The sequence below is a fragment of the Pseudoalteromonas luteoviolacea genome (assembly GCF_001696455.1).
Taxonomy (GTDB): domain Bacteria; phylum Pseudomonadota; class Gammaproteobacteria; order Enterobacterales; family Alteromonadaceae; genus Pseudoalteromonas; species Pseudoalteromonas luteoviolacea_C.
The window spans coordinates 1-20,046 of sequence record NZ_MAUJ01000007.1; the positions used below are offsets into that span (position 1 = coordinate 1).

A 20,046-nucleotide genomic window follows, 5' to 3' on the forward strand; every position below is an offset into this window, starting at 1 on the left:
GCATGTGTTAGGCCTGCCGCCAGCGTTCAATCTGAGCCATGATCAAACTCTTCAATTAAAAGTTTTTGAAACCGAAGTTTCGTGCTCAATGAATTCTGTATAAATTGACTATATAGTCACTCATAAGAAATTGAGACTCTAATTCTTTTGCTCCTGAATCAAGAGCTGTTAGAACTCAATCTGTACGAGTGCCCACACAGATGATTGCTTCATATTTTTAAAGAACAATGTAACTAACCCTTGGTTAGTTACCGCAGCGTTGCTGCGAAGTGGAGCGCCATATTAACCGCTTCACTTTTAAAGTCAACTAGAAAATTTAATTTTTCTTAATTAAGCTTTCCGTTTAACTTTAACCTTCACTTTGGTTTGCGCTTTTCGTTGCATCCCGCCGTGTCAGTGGGTGCGCATTATAGGGAGATCCAAAATAGGATCAAGTGTTTTTTACTTTTTCTTTTATAAAGTTTAAAAAGAAGTTGTTAGGAAAGGGTTTGCTCATCCCTACAGGGTAGAATCGATACCAGAATGTGCATTAAAGACTTGATTTTGAGTAACACACATAAGTCACTTCGGTCAGCTGAATGAACACCCTTCTATAGATATACTGAGTGAAAACGAGTTTCTATACCAAAGGGTATTTCCTTCTTAGCAAAAAGACTCACTATAGAAGTAGCGCTTCCTTTTCAATTTTGTTTCACCGTTGGTAATAATTTCCATAGCGCCGCTATTATCCAATGCAACATTAAAGTCGGTGATGCCACGTTTTATTTCTAATTGCATTTCCAAGTCAGCATGAGACCAAGATTGACCAAACCCAACAGATAGGTTTTCCAAATTCTGTACTTCTTCCTTCAATCGGTATGCTGAACCTGGAAAAATTTGAGTCAGAGTAAGTGCAACAATCTGCTTTTCATGCAATAAAAAAGCGAACATTGGCTTATCCGTTTTATTGATAAATGTCACAGTAACTTTTGCAGACATTGCGATTCCCTCGTTCTGAATAATCTATGTGCAACTATAGGGATATCCAGATTAAAAGCAATTACGGTCCATTACAGTAAGTTGTGTAATTGCTATCAATCACATTGAAAGCTTAACTGTTGACCTTGTACAGTTGGCCGAATTATTTCGCAGGTAAAATTTACTTCAACCAAAGTGACAAAGTTTGTACAATTCATTTAGACCTACCTTATACGCTCAACACACAGAGATAACAACAAAGAAGGTATCACCTAACCAAGTCTCACGTTAGAACGAATACCTGAAAAAAGGGAAAAAATGACAACAACTACTGCAGAAGCTTCATCAAGGGAAACGTCCATAATTATTGCACTGATTAGTGCAATGCTCGTTTGGGGATCGAGTTGGATATCTGGTAAAATTATCGCTGATATGGCTCCTTCGCAGGTTACCGTATTTTACCGAATAGCACTTGCTGTCATCAGTATGACACCAACACTGTATTTCATGCAAAAGCTCAAGTTCATTTCGTTGCGATGCTCTTATCAAGCCATAATATGGTCTCTACCTGCTGGCGCATTTATGGCAATGTATAATCAACTTTTCTTCATGGGGCTCGTAGATGGACTTCCTGGTAAAGGTGGTATGCTTGTAACAACAACAAACCCCGTCTTTACGTTCCTGTTGAGTTTTCTTTTGTTTCGTATGGCGTTGTCCACCAAACAAATTCTTGGCCTCGTATTTGGTCTAGTTGGAGGGCTTTTAATGATTGAGGTTTGGCGATTCAACTATGGCGAGATCTTTGCTTCTGGTAATGCCTTTTTCCTATTAGCATCAATTACTTGGGCAGCTTTAACCCTGATAAGTAAGCAGGGGACTAGATTTTCAGACTTTTTGACTTTTAGTACACTTATGTATTTATGGGCAACAATAATCAGCTATATATTCGCTTATGAGTTTAATCCTCTTAGCAGCATAACTAATTACTCAAGTACGTATTGGTATCATATGCTATATCTATCTATCGTCGTTGTTAGCATTGCTACCAGTATTTTCTTCCTTGCCACGCAAAAGTTAGGTGCAAACCGATCAAGCTCATTTATCTTCATCGTACCGGTAACAGCAATGGGGCTATCTGTTTGGTATTTTGGTGAGCAACTCAGTCTAGCCGTGTCTTTAGGTGGGGCATTTGCCTTGTGCGCAGTTTATTTACTCAACCAGCCAGTCAAGCCTAGCTCTGAGTAACAAGCTAAATCGTTAATTTTCGGGTGATGATATCTTTATACATCACCCAATCCGCCACCAAACTATAAAATGGATAAGTAAATGTAGCGGGTTTATTCCGTTCATAAATAAAATGCCCCAACCAAGCAAACCCATAACCTAGCAACGGTAACAGTGTTAATAGCCACCAAAATTGTGTCATCAGACTCGCCAATAACACCATCAGCACTAGCGAAGAGCCAATAAAATGCATTCTTCTACAGAGTCTATTGCTATGCTCTTCGAGGTAGAACGGATAAAACTCTTCGAAGCTCTTGAATTCTTTCTTCATCAACGTACCTTCCCAAGTCGAACATAAAGCCCAAAACTAGGGCTTTAATCATCTTAAAAAGTAAGGTTGTAGCTATCAATTATATTTTTTTGAAAAAAATGGGTAAAAGCTTGGCAATACAAATAAGGTGAGAATTGTCGAGCTCATCAAACCACAGGCAACCACAACCGCAATAGGCTTTTGCAATTCTGCACCAACCCCCTCAGACATCAACATAGGTAATAGACCTAATGCAGATGTCAACGCAGTCATTAAAACAGGGCGCAGCCGTGAAGCCGCCCCATCGAGTATCGCATCCTGAATATTCCTTTTATCATAGCGGGAATTGATACTCTCGACCATGACAACACCATTTAAAATGGCCACACCGAATAGTGTTATAAAACCTACAGCACTTGCCACCGACAGATACATGCCTGAATAATACAAGCCAATTACCCCACCCACCACTGCAAACGGCACATTAATCAATATCAAAATCGATTGCCCTAACGATTTAAATGCAAGAAAAAGCAATAGCGTAATAAGTAAAATCGACAAGGGGATGACGAGCGAGAGGCGCTTCTGTGCCCGCTGTTGACTTTCAAATTGCCCTCCCACCACAACTGTATACCCCACCGGTAACGTTACGTTTGCATTTACCTGCTCATAAATCTTAGCAACAACACCACCCATATCTTGGCCCACTACATTAGCCTGGATAACAACACGCCTTTGTACATCATCCCTTCTGATCTGTGGTGCACCTAAACTCATTGATACATCGGCGACATCTCCCAGCCTGACCCACTCTCCATTTGGAGCAAGTAAGGTCAACTCCTTTATAAGCGCAGGGCTGCTGCGAAATTTTGGTTCAATTCGGACATTGATATCATAACGCTCATTACCGCTAACTACTTGTCCACCGCTCTCGCCTCCTATCCCATTATTTACCAAAGACATTACATCAGCCACTGACAGCCCATATCTAGATAATGCCTGTCTATTGGGAGTAATCAGTAACTGTGCTTCGCCAGTGATCTGCTCCATCGCCACGTCAGTAGTCCCCTTTATTTCACGAATCACCCTTTCAATTTCAGCTCCCTTCGACGCTAAGATATTTAGATCAGGTCCAAATAACTTTATCGCAAGTTGCGCTTTGACTCCCGATAGTAATTCATCTACCCGTGTCGCAATTGGTTGAGAGAAATTAAGCAAAATACCTGGAAATACGTTGAGTTGCTCCTTCATCATCGCTTGTAATTGTTTGCGACTTTGTGCTGTTTGCCACTGCTCAACAGGCTTTAAACCAATGTAGATCTCGATGTTGTTAACTGGTTCTGGATCTCCCCCAATTTCCGCCCGGCCTATTCTACTGAGCGCATACGTGACTTCTGGAAATTCAAGAAGCTTTTCTTCTAATTTAGGTGCAATTTCCAAAGCAGTATCTAAACTGGCTGATGACGCTAGCGTCACCCGTAAGTTAATAGTGCCTTCCTCAAGCTCCGGTATAAACTCAGTGCCTATTTCCATCGCAAGATAGCTACTGGTACATAAGAGCCCAGTAAGGCTGAAGATCAATATTTTTTTATTGTTTATTACCCGAAGCAGAGCGGTGCGATATAACTTCTCAAAGTAATTCAAGACGCGATTGTTTTTAAGGAGAAGACCTCTTTTGTACATTATGCTTGCTAACGCAGGCACCACTGTGACTGCAATAAGTAATGCAAATACAATCGCTAACATAATGCTCGTTGCCATTGGTTCGAACATTTTGGCCTCTACGCCTTCAAAGCTAAATAGCGGCATAAACACAATTAAAATAATAAGCGAAGCAAAGAATATGGACCGAGCTACCTCGTACGCCGCTTCAATAATCACCTTAATCAATGAGGCGTGCTCAGCTGGTGTGTTATGTTCGTGTTGATTGAGTTTCTTTACGATGTTTTCAGTCATCACTACAGAGCTATCTACTAGCATACCTATTGCAATGGCAACACCACCTAAAGACATAAGATTTGCCGAAATGCCCAACCAAACCATGGTCATCATGGCAAGTCCGATTGAAAGAGGAATAGATATAAGCACCAACAATGTTGCTCTTACATTCAATATAAACAACATCAATACTACCGTGATGAAAATACATGCTAGTCCCAACGCTTTGATTACCGTATTCACCGCCTGATTAACCAATTCAGCTTGGTCATAAAATGGCACCAAAGTAACGCCTGCTGGCAAAGCCTGCTTGATGTATTGCAATCGTTCATGTATTTCGTCAATTGTTGCTTTTGTGTTTGCACCCACCCTTTTTAAAACAATGCCTGAGACAACCTCTCCCATAGGATAGGCTTCTTCGTTTTCATCACGTGCAGTCATCGTGACCGCACCTTGACGAATCTCTGCGCCAAATTGAATGCTCGCCACATCAGAAATTTTTATAACTGTACCGTTTTCAACTTTAACCGGCACCTGCGCAATCTGCTCTAGCCCCTCGCTGCCACTGGCATACCAACCAGCTCCCCTAATGACTAATTGCTCCTGCCCTCTATCCATATACCATCCGCCAGCATTCATATTATTGTCAGCCAATGCCCTTTGAATATCTGCTTGGTGTAATCGATATGCTAAGAGTTTTCTTGGATTCAAGTTCACTTGGTATTGACGTACTTCACCACCGAAAGATAAAACTTCTGTCACGCCATCGATAGGCATCAATAATAGCTTTACTAACCAGTCATTTAAGCTCCTCAAAGCCATCTGGTCATATCCCGCTTCGGGGTCAGAAACCAATAAATATTGAAAAACCTGACCAAGCCCGGATGTGTTTGGCCCCATTGTAGGAGAGCCGACACCAGATGGGATCTGTGCTTTCGCTTCTTGTAAGCGCTCAAAAACTAACTGCCTCGCAAAATAAATATCTGTGCCGTCTTCGAAAGCTACCGTTACACCAGATAACCCAGTTTTCGAAATAGATCTGACTTCTTCAACATCAGGTAACGAGTACATAGCAGCTTCAATCGGATACGAGATCAACTGCTCGACTTCTTCTGCTGCTAGACCTGGTGCTTCAGTATTTACGACAACTTGAACATTAGTTACATCAGGGAAAGCATCTAAATTTAGCTTTTGGATAGTTGTTGCACCGACAATCACCATCAGCGCAGTGATTATCAGTACTAGCAGTCTGTTGTTCACTGCCCACAAAATCACATTGTTTAGCATTCTACTTCTCCTAGTGATTATGTGGATCAAAGCCATTTTTCGCTGACTCTGAAGCAATAAAAAACGCGCCTTTTACCGCAACGAGACTACCAGCAGGAAGGCCATAAACAATGCGTTCATCTCCTAATTGCTTCCCTAATTGAACTTGTATTGGCAAGAATGTCTTATTTGGCTGCTCTGTAAAAACGACCCAATTTTGCTCTGCGTCTCGCATCACAGCCGACTCTGGCACTATCATCTCTTTGTGAGCTGGAGTAATGAAGAAACTCACATCTACAAACATACCCGCATGAAGCGAATCTTTGGGGTTCTCAACGGATAATCTAACTATTTTGGTACGTGTTTTCTTATCAATTGTATGCGTTTGCTGAATAACTTGAGCAACATACTCTCGGTTATCAAATGACACCACAGCTTTCATAATATGTTCTGGTTCGAGATCAGCACTCGCTGACAATTTGGCTTCTACCCAAAGTGTCCGCTCGTCTGCTAGTAACATCAATTCACTGCCGGCAGGGATACGTTGCCCTTGAGAAAAATCATCTTTCAGTACCACACCTGCCTGCTCCGCAACCAATGTATATTGACCCAGAGTTTCACGTGCTGAAGAATGCAACTTTTGAATTGCTAAGTCGTTCAGACCCAGTGCAGCCAGCCTTCCATAAGCAGCGTCAAACCTTGTTTGGGCAGCAACTCTTTCACTCGCGCTAACAGCCTCTCTAGCCAGCAACGCCGTCCTTTCCCAATCGCTTTTCGCGAGCAAGTAATCAGCTTGTGCCTGCGCCATTTCGTGACTAAACAAAGTAACCAGTTTACGGCCTTCGCTCACCTTTTCACCCAATACAGCATGACGGCTTATGACAACAGACTCGGTTCTAGGAGACACTATGTAACTGGTATACCCATTTGCTTTCACTTCTGCTGGCGCATAGAACACTTGTTCAAAGTGCCTCGGCGTAATTTTCGCCACCTCGATGTCAACCAACGATCGTTGTAACTTGCTCAACTCGATAGTTTTTAGCGCTTCAGTGCCTTCATGTGCATTGTCATCATGGTTATGGTTATGGTTATGAAAGGCTGTATCTGGGTGTGGTTTAACATTCCGCGGGGAAGAATGTGTGTGCTCATCGCTCAGGGAGGTTGCGTGTGCACATTTTAAATAGACAATAATCATTAATAAAACGCAAAGTCGCATAGATTTGATAATCATTAATAAAACTCCATTCCACTGCATAATCACAAGCAGATAACGTTCATGTGGATTATGCAGGTGGATGTCAGTCATGTATCAATCAAACGCACGCCCCATTTTATTGGCGGGTGTTCAAACATGACAAATTGGCACGGCCTTACGTCCGTGCTATTCCTAAATTAGTTGGTATACAAAAACACAATAGTGCTGCTTCTAATCCCTAACTAAACCTTTTGGTCGTTACCCTATTTGAGCGAAATTAAATCGGCTGCCATGGAGTAACCAAATTCAGAAGAATTAGGAGTAAATTGGAGGTCTAAATGTTGATTCCACGCGTTTGCGCACTCGTCGGTCTGTCACGCAAAAAATCGGACCCGAAGTGTCCAAGCTTGCATTACTCACAGACTCAACACTGACCCAAGAGGTGTGGCTACCGGTGCAGTGCCCACAATGATGGCAATCTTGAACAGCATGGCCATGCTCATCCAATTTAACCGTTGTGGTGACTTGTTCATCGTGTTGATGTGCGTGGTTGGTTTGTAAGTGCCTAGCATCTACTAAGTTTAATTCGGATAGTGACGCAACCGAAGATACTGATTGCAATGCAACCACTACCGTAAGTATCGCGTAAACCACTATTCTTAATATCAACCTAACACCTTAGTATTAATTACAATGCGACGACAATATAAACAGCACCATTTTAAAAGTCAATTAAATATCGCCCAAACAACATCGCAAGCCATTGTTATGTAATAACATTATTAGATAATGTTGCAAAATTCAAAATGGCTGTATTGGCTTTTTAGGTCCATTCGTCATCAGGGTACCAAGTTAACCTTTTGTAGGGGTTAGCTTTTAAACTTTCAAGTCGACTTTGTAGGGACCCTACATGTATTTCTAATTTATGCCTATCAGGGTCAAGAATATATAGCGAGTCGCCCTCACTGGTATTTTGTTTCCAATACTGAATATTAAGTGCCGCTATCTTATCGCAATAACTTCTAAAGTCTTTCGCTTCGATGTTCAATGCCAAGTGCGAGTGGTCACTTTCAGTGTTTATACTACTTTTTGGGTTGTGATGAAGGCTGAGGCATAGCCATAAATCGCCAAGCGATAAATAAGCACCACTTTGCCAACTCACATGTAACTTTGCCCCCAAGTTTTGATAAAACTCCATGGAACGCAATAAGTCAGTCACCGAAAGCGTTATATGGTTAACGCCAGTGATCATATTTCTTTGCTCATCACCAGTACCTGAACACCTTTGGAATCTGCCTCAAAAAGCGGTGTAAACCCGAGCTTACTATACAGGCCACCTGCTAAGTGTTCAGTTTGCAAATAAAGCGTTTTAATTCCCATCCGCTTAGCTTGGTCAATTAGGTACAATACTAAGTCTTTGGCAACATTTTCACCTCTGGCAGCGGGCGAAACATAAACGCCACCGAGCCAGTGTTCATATTCTAAATATGCGTCCATTTCATGAAACTTCAACTCTGCAACACCCACTAATTCATCGCCTCGCAGAGCAACAATACTCATTGGCAAGCTATTTTGATTAAGTGCTTTCTCAAGCTTTTGCATCACTTCATGTTGAGAATAGCGCCCACTTTGTTCGCACCATTCTTTAAAATACCAAGACGCAATTTTCGGAAGATATTGTGGCTTCTCGCCTAAGTAATAAAATGCCAAATCCTTATTCATTCAACCGCTTCCTAATTAATTTACTCCAACCATTTGTACATAATGTAGCTATCTACTAGACCTAGCTTTGGATGCCTGTATGCTTTTGGAATTGTGCCGATGATATCGTAGCCCAGTTTTTTCCATAGCTTCACGGCAACTTCATTACTCGATACCACTGAGTTGAATTGCATTGCTCGAAAGCCTAATTCCAATGCTTGTTGTTGAGAATGTTCGCACAGCTTTCTCGCCAGCCCCTTACCTCGAGCTTGAGGAGATATCATATATCCACAGTTACTTATATGATCACTTGGTCCCATCGCGTTCGCTTTGAGATAATAACTGCCGAGTACTTGGCTTTGTTCAACGTACACAAAGCTTTTAAGCGATTGCTCACACCAAAGTTGATAGGCGCTCTCTTCATCCATTTGCGGATCAAAAGCATACGTTTCTTGCTGTGCAATTATTTCCTTAAACACCGGCCAAAACGCCACAAAATCTTGCCTTGTCATTGTTCTGATCATAACAATTTACCCCTTAAAACAAACTTTGTATGGTGATGTAAACATCGCCTTTGCAGACACGATAATGTGCATACAATCAATAAAATAGCAAGAGGAGAACGACAAAAGAGGAACGAAAATAAACGCAACCTGCACAATTAAGCAGGTTGCTTGAGAAACTGGGATTATTGAGAATTATGTTGCTGTAACCATCTATCTAAGCAGTTTGCAAATTGCTGCTTTTCACTTTGACTCAGTGGTGGCGGTCCGCCAGTTTGCACACCACTACTTCTCAGTGTGTCCATAAAGTCACGCATATTTAAGCGCGCTCGTATATTTTCAGACGTGTACATCTCTCCGCGACTACTAAGTGCCAAACCACCTTTCTCTATTACTTCCGCAGCCAACGGGATATCACTTGTCACGACTAAATCACCGACATTCATGCGTTGAACAATTTCATTGTCAGCCACATCAAAACCAGCACTGACTTGTAGCTTACAAATATAAGGAGATGCTGGCGTTTTCAAATATTGATTAGCAACGAGGGTTACCGTCACTTTCGTTCTTACCGCAGCACGAAACAAAATCTCTCTGATCACAACAGGGCACGCATCGGCATCAACCCAAATAGCCATTCCTCTCTCCTCTTAATCACTGGGGTAGTTGACTAAGGGGCATAATACGCATATTTGTCGCATCTGCATATAGCAGATAGGCCCATCACAGAGTGAATTTGGACAACAGCGTTTCTTGTTGATGAGACTGTTCAGCTAACTCCTGACTAGCCTGATATTGTTGACTCGAGAAGCTATCAACTTCAACGCTTATATCATTGATGTTTGCCGTATTCTTATTGATCTCCTCAATGACCACACTTTGCTCCTCAATCGCAGTAGCAATTTGGATATTGCGATCCATAATGTCTTTTACTGACTCCGATATTTCATTGAGCATTTGCGTCGCATGTTCGGTTTGCTCAACGCATAGCTGAGTCTTATCTCGGCTCGCACCCATTGCATTTTGTACTTGGTTGGAAGAGACTTGAATTTGTTCAATCATACTCTTTATTTCTGTCGTCGATTCTTGAGTTTTGGTTGCCAATGACCTCACTTCATCAGCGACTACCGCAAACCCCCGACCTTGCTCCCCCGCCCTCGCAGCTTCAATGGCTGCATTTAAAGCCAATAGGTTTGTTTGTTCTGCGATACCATTGATCACCGATAAAATGTTTTCAATGCTATGACTATACTCCGCCAGCTGTGTACTCATTGCATGGGATTCGTTGATTTCTTCAGACAGTGCCGATATTTCATTTTTCGTTTCTAAGAATACCTGTTGGCCATCTCTTGTCTTGTCGTTGACTGTGGTAATAGAACTCGCAGCATTTTGTGCACTGCCTGCTATCTCACTGGAAGTCGTGCTCATCTCATGCATCGCAGTTGCCAAACTCTCGACCAGGCCAACCTGCTCTTGCAGTCTTGAACTTGATTGCGTGGATAGCTCTCTGGCTGCTTCACTGCTGGAAACTACGACATCCGTGCCTTGCTTAACTTGGGTGACCAATTGGTGCAACGATGCGAGAAAAACATTAAACTGTCTTGCAACTTTACCACATTCATCCTCATTTTGGATTGTAAGCCTTTGTGTTAGGTCGCCACTTCCCGATGCAATATTAGTGATTGCGGCCTCGAGTTCTTTGAGTGGTTTTAATAAGTGAATTGCCAGCGCACGAATACTTAGCGATCCCAATACAATCGCCAAGATTGCAATCATAAATGTGTTAAGAGTCAAACTGTTGAGCGCTTCATATACCTTACCTTTATCGAGCATTACTGCGAGATACCATGCATTTCCATACTGATCATCTAATGGGTAGTAATACATGATTTTATCATCGCCACCCACCTCCACTTCCAAAATGGTTTTCGTTTGAGATAGCGAAAGATTTGGAGAAATGTCTTTGAGTGTTTTGCCATTCAGATCTGTTTGCTGATGAGAAATGATTTTGCCTTCTCTATCGACCAAAAAAGCAAAGCCTGTATGGTCAAAGTCAACCGCATTTATGCTGCTCGCGATGGTATCAAGACTCAAGTCCCCGCCTATTACGCCCCTAAATGTTCCGTTATAGTTGATCGGAGAGACCACAGAAAGTAACAACTCCCCAGTCGCAGCGTCGATATAAGGGCTTGTGAATACAGTTTTTCCCTGCTGGCGGGCGAGTGAATACCAAGGACGCTGGCGAAAATCTACCCCGGGCGGGTTTTGTCGGTTGGGATTATTTGACCTCAACCCAGTTTCGTCTTCTACAGTGCCAAATGCCAATAAAAATGACTCTTTAAAAAACGGGGTGTTTAACGCTGCTTGGAACTTTTCAGTACTAAAATCAGCATCCAGCTGCGTTTTAACCACATGGACTTGAGAGGCCTTTTTTGACAGCCAATTGTCAATACCGATTGCGAGTAGCTTAGTTGTATCAGCTACATATGCAGCTGTTTTCTGCTTCATGGAGTCGTTGATAAACCAATAGGTAGTGCCACTGATCACTAGGATAATAAGAAATACCACCAGCGCAGAAGCGACTGAAAACTTGGTTCTAATCTTCATAGTTATTCGCCAGAAAAAAAATCAGTCAACTCCGCAAAGTGTTGTCTATAATTCGCTTTATCGCAACTAATTGGTTTAAAGACTATGAAATCAGCGACTCGCTCTCTTCTTGCCGTTTTGCTCTCATCTTCTTTGGCGCAACCCTGTGTAGCTGCCTCAGAAAATAGTCCCGTCACCATGGAAGATATCAAGGCGCTAGAGGCGCAGCTTGCAGATCTTAAACGACGATTTTTACAACAATCACCACCAAAAGATAAGCCAAAAAGTGAGCGACAACACAAAGCAATTAAACAAGCAGAAAAACACACTCATACAGTGGATGTGTATGCCACCATGCGACCTACTTTTGGCCGAATTGAGGACAGAGGGGAAAATCAATATGACGTGAGAGATGCCCTATCTCATGCCGGCGTGAAAGCGACCCACCAATTTAACGAAGACTGGGCAGCTGAACTACACGGCGAATGGAGTATTGACGTGCAAAATACTGGCGAATTTGGCCGTTCCCGACGCGCTTACACTGCATTAGTCACGCCTATTGGGCGATTCGGTATTGGTAAACAGCGCCCCGCTCAATATTTATTCATCGCCGAGTACGTCGATATATTTAATCATGCAAACAGCCCTTTTGCTTATGACCCTGAAAGTATCTTTTTTGTCGATAATCTTATCAGCTACCGCCTAGAAAGCGGCCCACTTACCTTTGTCGCCGTCGGCCAATTTGACGGCGCTGAAAACGAGAAGAATAACGACTTATTTAACACAGGGCTCAGTTATGATAAAGATGGTCTACACGCAGCCGTCACATATCAAATGAACGAAGTCTACGACCAACAGACACACTTAGGTGAAAACTCCATTTGGGCCGCGGCCTTTGCCTATGACTTTACTGACAAGTTATATGCTGCTGTTGCCTACCAAGATAAAACCTACGAGAGACATAACCTTGCTGATAGAGACGGCTCCACATTCGATTTATCTTTTGCATATAAGCTTGGCAAGCATTACAAATTAAAAACAGGCTATTTCGATTTTGACGACGGATATGATGATAACGATCCCAGCAATCAAAGTTTTGATGGCTTTAATATCACCTTGGAGTGGTTACCTACACCGCCACTGCGTGTACATTTAGAGTACCTAACCAAGTCTTACACCAATGATCAAGATTTCGACTCTTTGTCTGTTGGCTTTAGATATGACTTCAGAACTTCGATAAAATATTAGACGTGCATGATGCCTTTGATAAGCTTGCAACTGCAGTTTACCCTAGGCATCATATTTCATGACTCGTTCACAACCTCATGTCATTAAAGCTTTTTTTCATTGTACGACTTGAAATGCAAACTTTTCCCCCTAATAAATAGCTCATACGAGTACCTTAAGTTGTCAAAATATAATGGAATACATTCATCCCCAATCACCAGAACAAGCCCAGCAACTACAACATGTGTTGGCAGAGCAAGTAATTAAAACCGATGCGTTTGAGCCAATAAAGTACATTGCTGGTGTGGATGTCGCCTATGATGAAGTAAAAAACAAAGTTGTAGGTGCTGTTGTGGTGTTAGATGCAATCACATTTGAAGTGCTAGAGTCGCAAACAGCCATAGAACCGATTAGCTTCCCATATGTTCCTGGGTTATTTTCATTTCGTGAAGTCCCTCCATTACTGAGTGCGATAAAAAAGCTCACCATCAAGCCAGACCTGATCGTATGTGATGGCCAAGGGGTCGCTCATCCAAAAAGGTGTGGCATGGCCTCCCATTTGGGTGTGCTCCTAAATATACCAACCATAGGTTGTGGAAAAACAAAATTGCTTGGTGAATATGCGCCGCCTGCAGAACAAAAAGGATCCCATAGTGATTTAATTGACAATCAACAGTGCATAGGAAAAGTGTTGAGAACTCAAAATGGGATTAAGCCCGTGTTTGTTTCGATTGGCCATAAAGTCAGCCTTGCCACAGCGGTGGAATGGATAGATAAACTGACACCCAAGTATCGTTTGCCTGAAACAACACGACAAGCAGACCAGTTAGTAAACCGATGTTTGAAAAACATTTAGCCGAGACTGCCTACAACGCAATAGACACCCTAGTTATTTTTTTCATTCTCGCGGTTTCGACGCCAAGCCGCTGGCGTCTGGCCTAGATGTTTTTTAAATTGACGAATGAAGTGTGTGGTATCACTCCATCCCAATTGCTCGGCTAATTGACTTATTGGGAGGGAAGTGTGGAGTAACTGCGAACATGCTTGAGATAGTCGCTTTTGAGTGATCCATTGACCCACCGTAAACTCTGTTTCTTTTTTAAAAAGAGCGGCTAAATAAGGAGCACTGACATGCACGGCTTCACTCACTTCTTTCAGGCCAATCGGTTTTAAATAATTGGCTTGCACGAAAGCCATAGCTTTGATCACTTTCTCATTATACTGAGTGTGATGCAAATCGCTTTGACTAGACCGATTTAATTCGTTGAGTAATAACACAACGACACTACGCTGTACTTCCAAACTCGCACCTTGAGAACATGCTGCCATTAATTCATAAAACAAGGTTTTAATAAATTCGTGCCTACTTGGTTCGCTATTAAATGCTGGCAATGCGCCCTTTTTAACACTGTCAAACGGTGCCATTAAAGTCGTGTGTGTCAGATCTAAACAATCAGGACAAAAACTTAACCACAGTACATGTAAATCTCGTCCTTTAATTAATGAATGCGGCACACCGGGTGGCACGACACTAAACATGCCCTTTGATACTGTAAAAACCTGTCGATGCGCGATATCCAACGAGCCTGATGTTAAAAAAGTCAGTACACATTCACTGTGAGAACCATGCTTTTGTTTAGTAAGGGCGCTTATACATTCTTCCCCAGCCGATATAACATGCATGCACACCTCAATATTAAAATAAGCCGATATTTACTAAAAAACATCAATATTTAGCTTTGAAATACTAGCATAGAATAAACCCACATTAAAAAAAGCTGATTTGAGGATAAACTAATGGCCGATACGCCACTGACTATTAACTTTGCCATGGTACTCATGGGGTTGTCACTACACGTCTTAATTTGGGAAAAGTTACCGGACTGGGGCACATGGTTTAATACCTTGATATCTCAGATGCCTAAACCTTTGGCATATTTGTATGATGCGTGGCACTGCCCATACTGCTTCGGGTTTTGGGTCGTACTTATGCTGCACGTGCTCACAGGGCAATTCACTGTGCTCTCACTCGAGGTAATGCCTGATTACTTAGGGGTTGCAGCCGAGCCAATAGCCTGGTTCTTAGATGCCTTAGTTGGCGCTTTACTCATTTTGTTTGGCAGCTTATTGCTGAAAGCCGTCTCAGGGCCAGCGCTTACCGGCCATCAAAAAGTTATGGCATTTAAGCAAGCTCAGATGGAAAAAAGTGACTAAGGTTAAAACAGGTCACCCTTTTTGGGCGATCAATATTTGTCGCCCAACAGAGTACTATACAATGAAGCCACTCATTCAAACCGCTCGCTTAGATTTTTACAATTGTGAGGCACTCATAACCAATCATGATAATGCCGCTATTGTAACGAGTATGCTAACGCCAAATACCGCAGCCTTTTTACCCGAAGATTGGCAATCACCACCTGACGCCAATCTGGCTTTAGATTGGCTGACTAACAAGCTCTCTCAGAGCGAGATATATGTGGCTCTGAAAAAAGGCGCTTTGAACGAATCGTCACGCCAAATTCGTAGCGCTCCGCTTGGACTTTTTATTGTTCATATCGAACAAATCACTGCCCATATTGGCTATTTAATCCATGAGCAATATTGGCATCAAGGATATGGCACAGAGTTGTTAATTGGATGCTTGACGTATCTTCGTACTCACTCTTTGGTCAAGACCGTCTACGCAGGAGTTGACAAAAATAATTTGGGATCTGTCCGCACATTGAAAAAGTGCAACTTTCAAGCTGTGAGTAATGATGCTGAGCAACAAACTGCTTTCTACATGCTGCACCTTTAAAACGCATTCAATACTTGTGACAAGTCAGCGCATTTGTTAATTTGCCAGCGTCAAATCGTAGACTTAGGAACAACCTTGCACGCTATTAATCGCCCTCTTACACTCACGGCACATACCCACGACACCATAGAAAAACTCTATGCTGATTATTTGACACTTGAGCCTGACTATCAGGCACTCGTGCAAGTACTGGCAGTTATATTCAAGCCCGCCTCTACGATTAAAGTGAAGCAAATCCTAAAAAAACTCACTGAGCAAGGAGTGATAGAAGCAGGCAGGCCCATGTCAGCATTGAGCTCTGAACTTACGGCGGCATTACAGCAAAGTCATTTAGCACACTGTGATCAACTGAATATACAAATAAACCCGCTGGTTGCTAATCGCGTCACGCAGCATGCTCAGAAACTAGGACGGTTGTTGCCTATATTAAAATGTGCAGAAGCGTATATGCCTGTTCTAAATGCGTATGAATGGGAAAGAGATCCTGAAGATGAAAACCGTCTTACTCGGGACTTTTTATGGCTAGGACAATTCCCCAAAGCAAAAACACGAATGGGGTTTAACAAAAACCCACAGATAATTGACTTGCAAAATAACAACCCGTTGGTGCAATTTGCATTCTTTCCATTTCAATTAGAAACTTTTGTCGAGCTGCCTGATGACATGCAATATCAGGCTTTTGCAACTTTGAGTACAATACAAATACAATTTGGCGCTGACCTCAGTGTTGTTACCGAGCTACTCAAGCTTGCTTGCACGCAAAAACCAAAAAACCAAAATCTCAGACTATTGCTAGCCGAACATTTATTTTTACAAGGCCAGTATGAGGACGCCTCAAACTGTGTAAAGCCAAGCGATGTTTCCAGTTATGCACTCCAGCTCAAAGCGGCTACTTTACTGGTAACTGATCAGTTGCTCCCAGCAAATACTCAGTTCAATGCAGCACTTCAAGCGCAACAAAAATACTCAAAAAAGAAAAACCCTTATTTAAGTGGGTTATTTGGGTGGCTACATATGATTACCCTACTCGCTAACGCAACGGGTCAAAATACCCATTTTGACCAAGTCATGCAGCTTGCCAGTAATCAACTATCCGATAAAAAAGGCACAAAAACCAATTATCATATTGGCCATATTTTTGAGTGTCTTGCCGAGTCTCTATCCAATAGCGCGCCTTTTATTTCACAGCTTAAAGAGCATGAGCAAGATTTACAAAGTCGGCCTTTTGACTACTACAGTTGTCAATTGCTCACTGTGCTTTCTTTGCACTGGTGTAAGCACTCACTGACCGATGAGCATATAATTATATTGGAGCGATGCAGGGCCTTTTATAAAACATCAAAGATCTACTTTCTAGAGTGCATTGTCTTGCAAGTACTCTCGGATCTGCAATCACACGAGTTTGAACACCACCAGCTGGTGGACTTTTCTCAACTCATCCAACAGCAGTCTGAATGGGACTTAGCGTTAGACAAGTTAATTACTTTAGCACCGACACACCGAGAGAATAACGACGAGAAAACGCAAGCAAACACCCATCAGCTCATCTGGATACTGGAAGAATGTAGAGGTCGTGTCTCTTTTCAAGCGAAAGTACAAAAAAGTATGCAGTCAGGCTGGAGTAAAGGAAAAGCAATCTCCCTCGAAGAGCTTAATTCAACTTACACCCAGTTGAATTACTTAACCGATACCGACGTCGCACTGATAGAAGCAATAGACATTCAAAGACATTGGGATAGTACAGACTATATATTAGAAGGCGTAGAAGCGCTCAAAGCTGCGAAGCATGCATCTAATGTCTATCATCCAAACGATATATTAGAACCTCTCGAAATTAGAGAAAGCCCTGCACAACTGGCTATATCTGAGCGCGGCGAGCAACTATACCTGACACTGCAAGACTTACCCAATGATTTTAGAAATCGCCGGTCTGTGTATACTTTTAAATATGAATCAAAATATCAGTGCGTATTCACACACTTCAACCAAGATCATTTGAAAGTTGCCCATATAATAAGTGAAAATGGACTACTCATTCCCATGAGTGCCAAGTCTAAATTAATGAAAAGCATTCAAGCGATTGCCCCACTGATGAACATTCAATCAGAAGTTATTGATATTGAGATCGGTTTAGAAAGTGTCAAAGCACAGGGGCAACTTGTCATCAACATTAGTCCATATCAACAAGGGTTATCTTTTCACTGTTTAAGTATGCCATTCGGAGATAAAGGCCCAGCTTTTCATCCTGCCGTCGGCAACGCACACATCAGTGCAAAGATTGATGGCAAGCGTATTGCTACTCAACGAGACTTGGCAGCTGAACAAGATCTGTTAGACAGGTTAGATGAAAGCTGTCCTGCCTTTTTGGCAATGGCAGATAATCAATTGAGTATCGCCGAATTGCAAGACGCGCTGAATGCATTAGAGCAGTTGGAGACTGCCATCCAAGCTGATCCGCCTCTAGCTTTTAAGCTACGCTGGCCTAAGGGCCAAAAAATTCATTTGACGCAACCTCTACAAGCTCACCATTTACAGCTTGCAATTGCCAAGAAAAACCAATGGTTTGATATCAACGGCGAGCTCAATATAAATGACCAACAGGTCATAGAACTCAAAGCGTTACTGAAACTTGTTGAGCAAAGTCATGGCCGTTTCATTGAGCTAGACTCGAAACAGGTGGTGGCGCTCTCTCATTCACTTCATGAAAAGCTCATCAAACTAAATCAAGGCACCGAACAAGGTCAGTTTCACCCCTTGGCAAGCCCACTTGTGAGTGAGGCTGTAACCGGTATGAGGATGAAAACATTGCATGCTTGGGAACAGCAATCGCAGTTAATGCAACAAGCGAACACGTTACCTGTTAGCTTACCGCGCGACTTGCAAGCAACGTTGAGAGATTATCAGCAAGCTGGATACGACTGGGCTACTCGCTTGGCGCATTGGGGCGCAGGAGCTTGCCTTGCTGATGATATGGGCCTAGGTAAAACCTTGCAGTCGTTGGCCGTGCTGTTAGCGAGAGCATCAAACGGCGCAAGCTTAATTATCGCCCCAACATCAGTTTGTTTTAACTGGCAACAAGAGGCCAGTAAGTTTGCCCCAACCCTGCGACTGCACACATTGGCGCACATTAAAGCGGGTAAACACCGTGAAAATTTACTGACCAAACTGGGCCCTCACGATGTGTTGGTCGTAAGCTACGGCTTATTAGTTCAAGATCTTGAAATCCTAAAATCCATCACATGGCAAAGTATCATTGCTGACGAGGCACAAGCAATCAAAAACCCCTTATCCAAAAGAGCGCAAGCAGCATGTGCTTTAAAGGGCAAATTCAAGATGATCACCACTGGTACACCTATCGAGAACAACCTGACGGAATTGTGGTCTCTGTTTCGCTTTGTTAACCCAGGGCTATTAGGCAATTTAAAACGTTTTACAGAACGTTTTATCCAACCGATTGAAAACAAAGAGGGTAAGCCAATAGCTGCGCGGTATGCACAGCAAAATCTTAAAACCCTTTTACAACCATTTATTCTTCGTAGAATGAAGCATCAGGTGTTGACAGAGCTTCCTCCACGCACCGAGATCAACGTCAATATTGAATTAAGTGATGAAGAAAAAACGCTATATGAAGCATTGCGACAAAATGCCATTGCCAACATCGCCGAAGCAAATGAACAAGAGGATGCAGGCTCCCAGCACCTAACAATGTTGGCTGAACTGACTAAACTCAGACAAGCATGTTGCAACCCGAATCTAGTGGCGCCTGAGCTTTCGTTGTCGAGTACAAAACTTGAAAAGCTAAGTGAACTGTTGAACGAACTTCGCAAGAATGGTCATAAAGCACTGATATTCAGCCAATTCGTTGGGCACCTGCAATTGCTCAAGCAACATTTAGACGAAATGCGCATCTCCTATCAATACCTTGATGGCGCTACCCCAGCCAAACAAAGGCAACACAGTGTCAATGCGTTTGCCAAAGGTGAAGGTGAAGTCTTTTTAATCAGTCTTAAAGCCGGTGGTTCAGGTCTAAATTTAACGGCCGCCGACTACGTCATTCATATGGATCCTTGGTGGAATCCCGCCGTAGAAGCGCAAGCCTCAGATCGCGCACATAGAATTGGCCAATCTCGGCCCGTTACGATTTATCGCATGATTGCTGCTAATACCATCGAAGAGAAAATTCTCGCCATGCACAGTCAAAAGCGAGATCTCGCACAACAAGTGTTATCAGGAAGTGATGCGGTGCAAAAGCTATCTGTGAAAGAGGTGTTGGAGTTACTCAAAGACACCCTTTAACCCACTCTTGTGCTGCATTGTGATAATTCGGTGTTGGCCACCATGT

General features: G+C 42.6%; 17 protein-coding genes. 6 read left to right on the forward strand and 11 right to left on the reverse strand.

Annotated features, from left to right (window positions below; translation table 11 throughout):
• Positions 1-642: 642 nt before the first annotated feature.
• On the reverse strand, positions 643-978 hold the full coding sequence (locus tag A7985_RS18060) for a hypothetical protein (RefSeq protein ID WP_065791812.1): 336 nt from the start codon (positions 976-978) through the stop codon (positions 643-645).
• A 297-nt stretch (positions 979-1,275) separates the two neighbouring features.
• On the opposite strand from A7985_RS18060, the gene A7985_RS18065 reads away from it, so the two are divergent.
• A complete protein-coding gene (locus tag A7985_RS18065) occupies positions 1,276-2,202 on the forward strand; it encodes a DMT family transporter (RefSeq protein ID WP_065791813.1) in 927 nt (308 codons plus the stop codon).
• A gap of 4 nt (positions 2,203-2,206) precedes the next feature.
• On the opposite strand, the gene A7985_RS18070 is transcribed toward A7985_RS18065, so the two are convergent.
• From A7985_RS18070 to A7985_RS18110, 9 genes are all read right to left on the reverse strand, one after another.
• Positions 2,207-2,512, reverse strand: coding sequence for a DUF962 domain-containing protein (locus A7985_RS18070; RefSeq protein ID WP_065791814.1), 306 nt, complete (start codon positions 2,510-2,512; stop codon positions 2,207-2,209).
• 75 nt (positions 2,513-2,587) lie between these two features.
• On the reverse strand, positions 2,588-5,716 hold the full coding sequence (locus A7985_RS18075) for an efflux RND transporter permease subunit (protein ID WP_065791815.1): 3,129 nt from the start codon (positions 5,714-5,716) through the stop codon (positions 2,588-2,590).
• Positions 5,717-5,726: 10 nt separating this feature from the next.
• Entirely contained in the window at positions 5,727-6,926 is a 1,200-nt protein-coding gene (locus tag A7985_RS18080) for an efflux RND transporter periplasmic adaptor subunit (RefSeq protein WP_176716771.1), read from the reverse strand.
• Positions 6,927-7,205: 279 nt separating this feature from the next.
• Complete coding sequence (locus A7985_RS18085) at positions 7,206-7,559, reverse strand: hypothetical protein (RefSeq protein WP_141685397.1); 354 nt, start codon at positions 7,557-7,559, stop codon at positions 7,206-7,208.
• 154 nt (positions 7,560-7,713) lie between these two features.
• A complete protein-coding gene (locus A7985_RS18090; protein WP_065791817.1) occupies positions 7,714-8,142 on the reverse strand; it encodes a VOC family protein in 429 nt (142 codons plus the stop codon).
• Positions 8,139-8,612 (reverse strand): GNAT family N-acetyltransferase, encoded by a 474-nt coding sequence (locus A7985_RS18095; protein WP_065791818.1) that lies wholly within the window; start codon positions 8,610-8,612, stop codon positions 8,139-8,141. Before A7985_RS18095 ends, A7985_RS18090 begins: the two co-directional genes overlap by 4 nt.
• Positions 8,613-8,632: 20 nt before the next feature.
• A complete protein-coding gene (locus A7985_RS18100) occupies positions 8,633-9,115 on the reverse strand; it encodes a GNAT family N-acetyltransferase (protein ID WP_065791819.1) in 483 nt (160 codons plus the stop codon).
• Positions 9,116-9,279: 164 nt separating this feature from the next.
• Positions 9,280-9,732, reverse strand: coding sequence for a YaiI/YqxD family protein (locus A7985_RS18105; protein WP_065791820.1), 453 nt, complete (start codon positions 9,730-9,732; stop codon positions 9,280-9,282).
• Between the two features lie 85 nt (positions 9,733-9,817).
• Positions 9,818-11,701, reverse strand: a complete 1,884-nt coding sequence (locus A7985_RS18110) for a methyl-accepting chemotaxis protein (RefSeq protein ID WP_065791821.1) — start codon at positions 11,699-11,701, stop codon at positions 9,818-9,820.
• A gap of 84 nt (positions 11,702-11,785) precedes the next feature.
• Here A7985_RS18110 and A7985_RS18115 point away from each other — a divergent pair, with 84 nt between their 5' ends.
• Positions 11,786-12,928, forward strand: coding sequence for a porin (locus tag A7985_RS18115; RefSeq protein ID WP_065791822.1), 1,143 nt, complete (start codon positions 11,786-11,788; stop codon positions 12,926-12,928).
• A gap of 172 nt (positions 12,929-13,100) precedes the next feature.
• Positions 13,101-13,763, forward strand: a complete 663-nt coding sequence (gene nfi / locus A7985_RS18120) for a deoxyribonuclease V (protein WP_065791823.1) — start codon at positions 13,101-13,103, stop codon at positions 13,761-13,763.
• Between the two features lie 29 nt (positions 13,764-13,792).
• Here the strand turns inward: nfi and A7985_RS18125 are convergent, their stop codons facing one another.
• Positions 13,793-14,590, reverse strand: coding sequence for an AraC family transcriptional regulator (locus A7985_RS18125; protein ID WP_065791824.1), 798 nt, complete (start codon positions 14,588-14,590; stop codon positions 13,793-13,795).
• Between the two features lie 114 nt (positions 14,591-14,704).
• On the opposite strand from A7985_RS18125, the gene A7985_RS18130 reads away from it, so the two are divergent.
• The 3 genes from A7985_RS18130 to A7985_RS18140 all read left to right on the forward strand — a co-directional run bounded on the left by A7985_RS18130 (position 14,705) and on the right by A7985_RS18140 (position 20,000).
• Complete coding sequence (locus A7985_RS18130; RefSeq protein WP_256096794.1) at positions 14,705-15,121, forward strand: hypothetical protein; 417 nt, start codon at positions 14,705-14,707, stop codon at positions 15,119-15,121.
• Positions 15,114-15,704 (forward strand): GNAT family N-acetyltransferase, encoded by a 591-nt coding sequence (locus tag A7985_RS18135; RefSeq protein ID WP_065791825.1) that lies wholly within the window; start codon positions 15,114-15,116, stop codon positions 15,702-15,704. Before A7985_RS18130 ends, A7985_RS18135 begins: the two co-directional genes overlap by 8 nt.
• Before the next feature lie 75 nt (positions 15,705-15,779).
• Entirely contained in the window at positions 15,780-20,000 is a 4,221-nt protein-coding gene (locus A7985_RS18140) for a DEAD/DEAH box helicase (RefSeq protein WP_256096795.1), read from the forward strand.
• Positions 20,001-20,046 lie beyond the last annotated feature (46 nt).

What these genes read in the sequence shown, in the direction of transcription:
- A7985_RS18060 (WP_065791812.1), bottom strand. Translation starts at nt 978, where the DNA reads ATGTCTGCAAAAGTTACTGTGACATTTATCAATAAAACGGATAAGCCA.
- A7985_RS18065 (WP_065791813.1), top strand. Translation starts at nt 1,276, where the DNA reads ATGACAACAACTACTGCAGAAGCTTCATCAAGGGAAACGTCCATAATT.
- A7985_RS18070 (WP_065791814.1), bottom strand. Translation starts at nt 2,512, where the DNA reads ATGAAGAAAGAATTCAAGAGCTTCGAAGAGTTTTATCCGTTCTACCTC.
- A7985_RS18075 (WP_065791815.1), bottom strand. Translation starts at nt 5,716, where the DNA reads ATGCTAAACAATGTGATTTTGTGGGCAGTGAACAACAGACTGCTAGTA.
- A7985_RS18080 (WP_176716771.1), bottom strand. Translation starts at nt 6,926, where the DNA reads ATGATTATCAAATCTATGCGACTTTGCGTTTTATTAATGATTATTGTC.
- A7985_RS18090 (WP_065791817.1), bottom strand. Translation starts at nt 8,142, where the DNA reads ATGATCACTGGCGTTAACCATATAACGCTTTCGGTGACTGACTTATTG.
- A7985_RS18095 (WP_065791818.1), bottom strand. Translation starts at nt 8,612, where the DNA reads ATGAATAAGGATTTGGCATTTTATTACTTAGGCGAGAAGCCACAATAT.
- A7985_RS18100 (WP_065791819.1), bottom strand. Translation starts at nt 9,115, where the DNA reads ATGATCAGAACAATGACAAGGCAAGATTTTGTGGCGTTTTGGCCGGTG.
- A7985_RS18105 (WP_065791820.1), bottom strand. Translation starts at nt 9,732, where the DNA reads ATGGCTATTTGGGTTGATGCCGATGCGTGCCCTGTTGTGATCAGAGAG.
- A7985_RS18110 (WP_065791821.1), bottom strand. Translation starts at nt 11,701, where the DNA reads ATGAAGATTAGAACCAAGTTTTCAGTCGCTTCTGCGCTGGTGGTATTT.
- A7985_RS18115 (WP_065791822.1), top strand. Translation starts at nt 11,786, where the DNA reads ATGAAATCAGCGACTCGCTCTCTTCTTGCCGTTTTGCTCTCATCTTCT.
- nfi (WP_065791823.1), top strand. Translation starts at nt 13,101, where the DNA reads ATGGAATACATTCATCCCCAATCACCAGAACAAGCCCAGCAACTACAA.
- A7985_RS18125 (WP_065791824.1), bottom strand. Translation starts at nt 14,590, where the DNA reads ATGCATGTTATATCGGCTGGGGAAGAATGTATAAGCGCCCTTACTAAA.
- A7985_RS18130 (WP_256096794.1), top strand. Translation starts at nt 14,705, where the DNA reads ATGGCCGATACGCCACTGACTATTAACTTTGCCATGGTACTCATGGGG.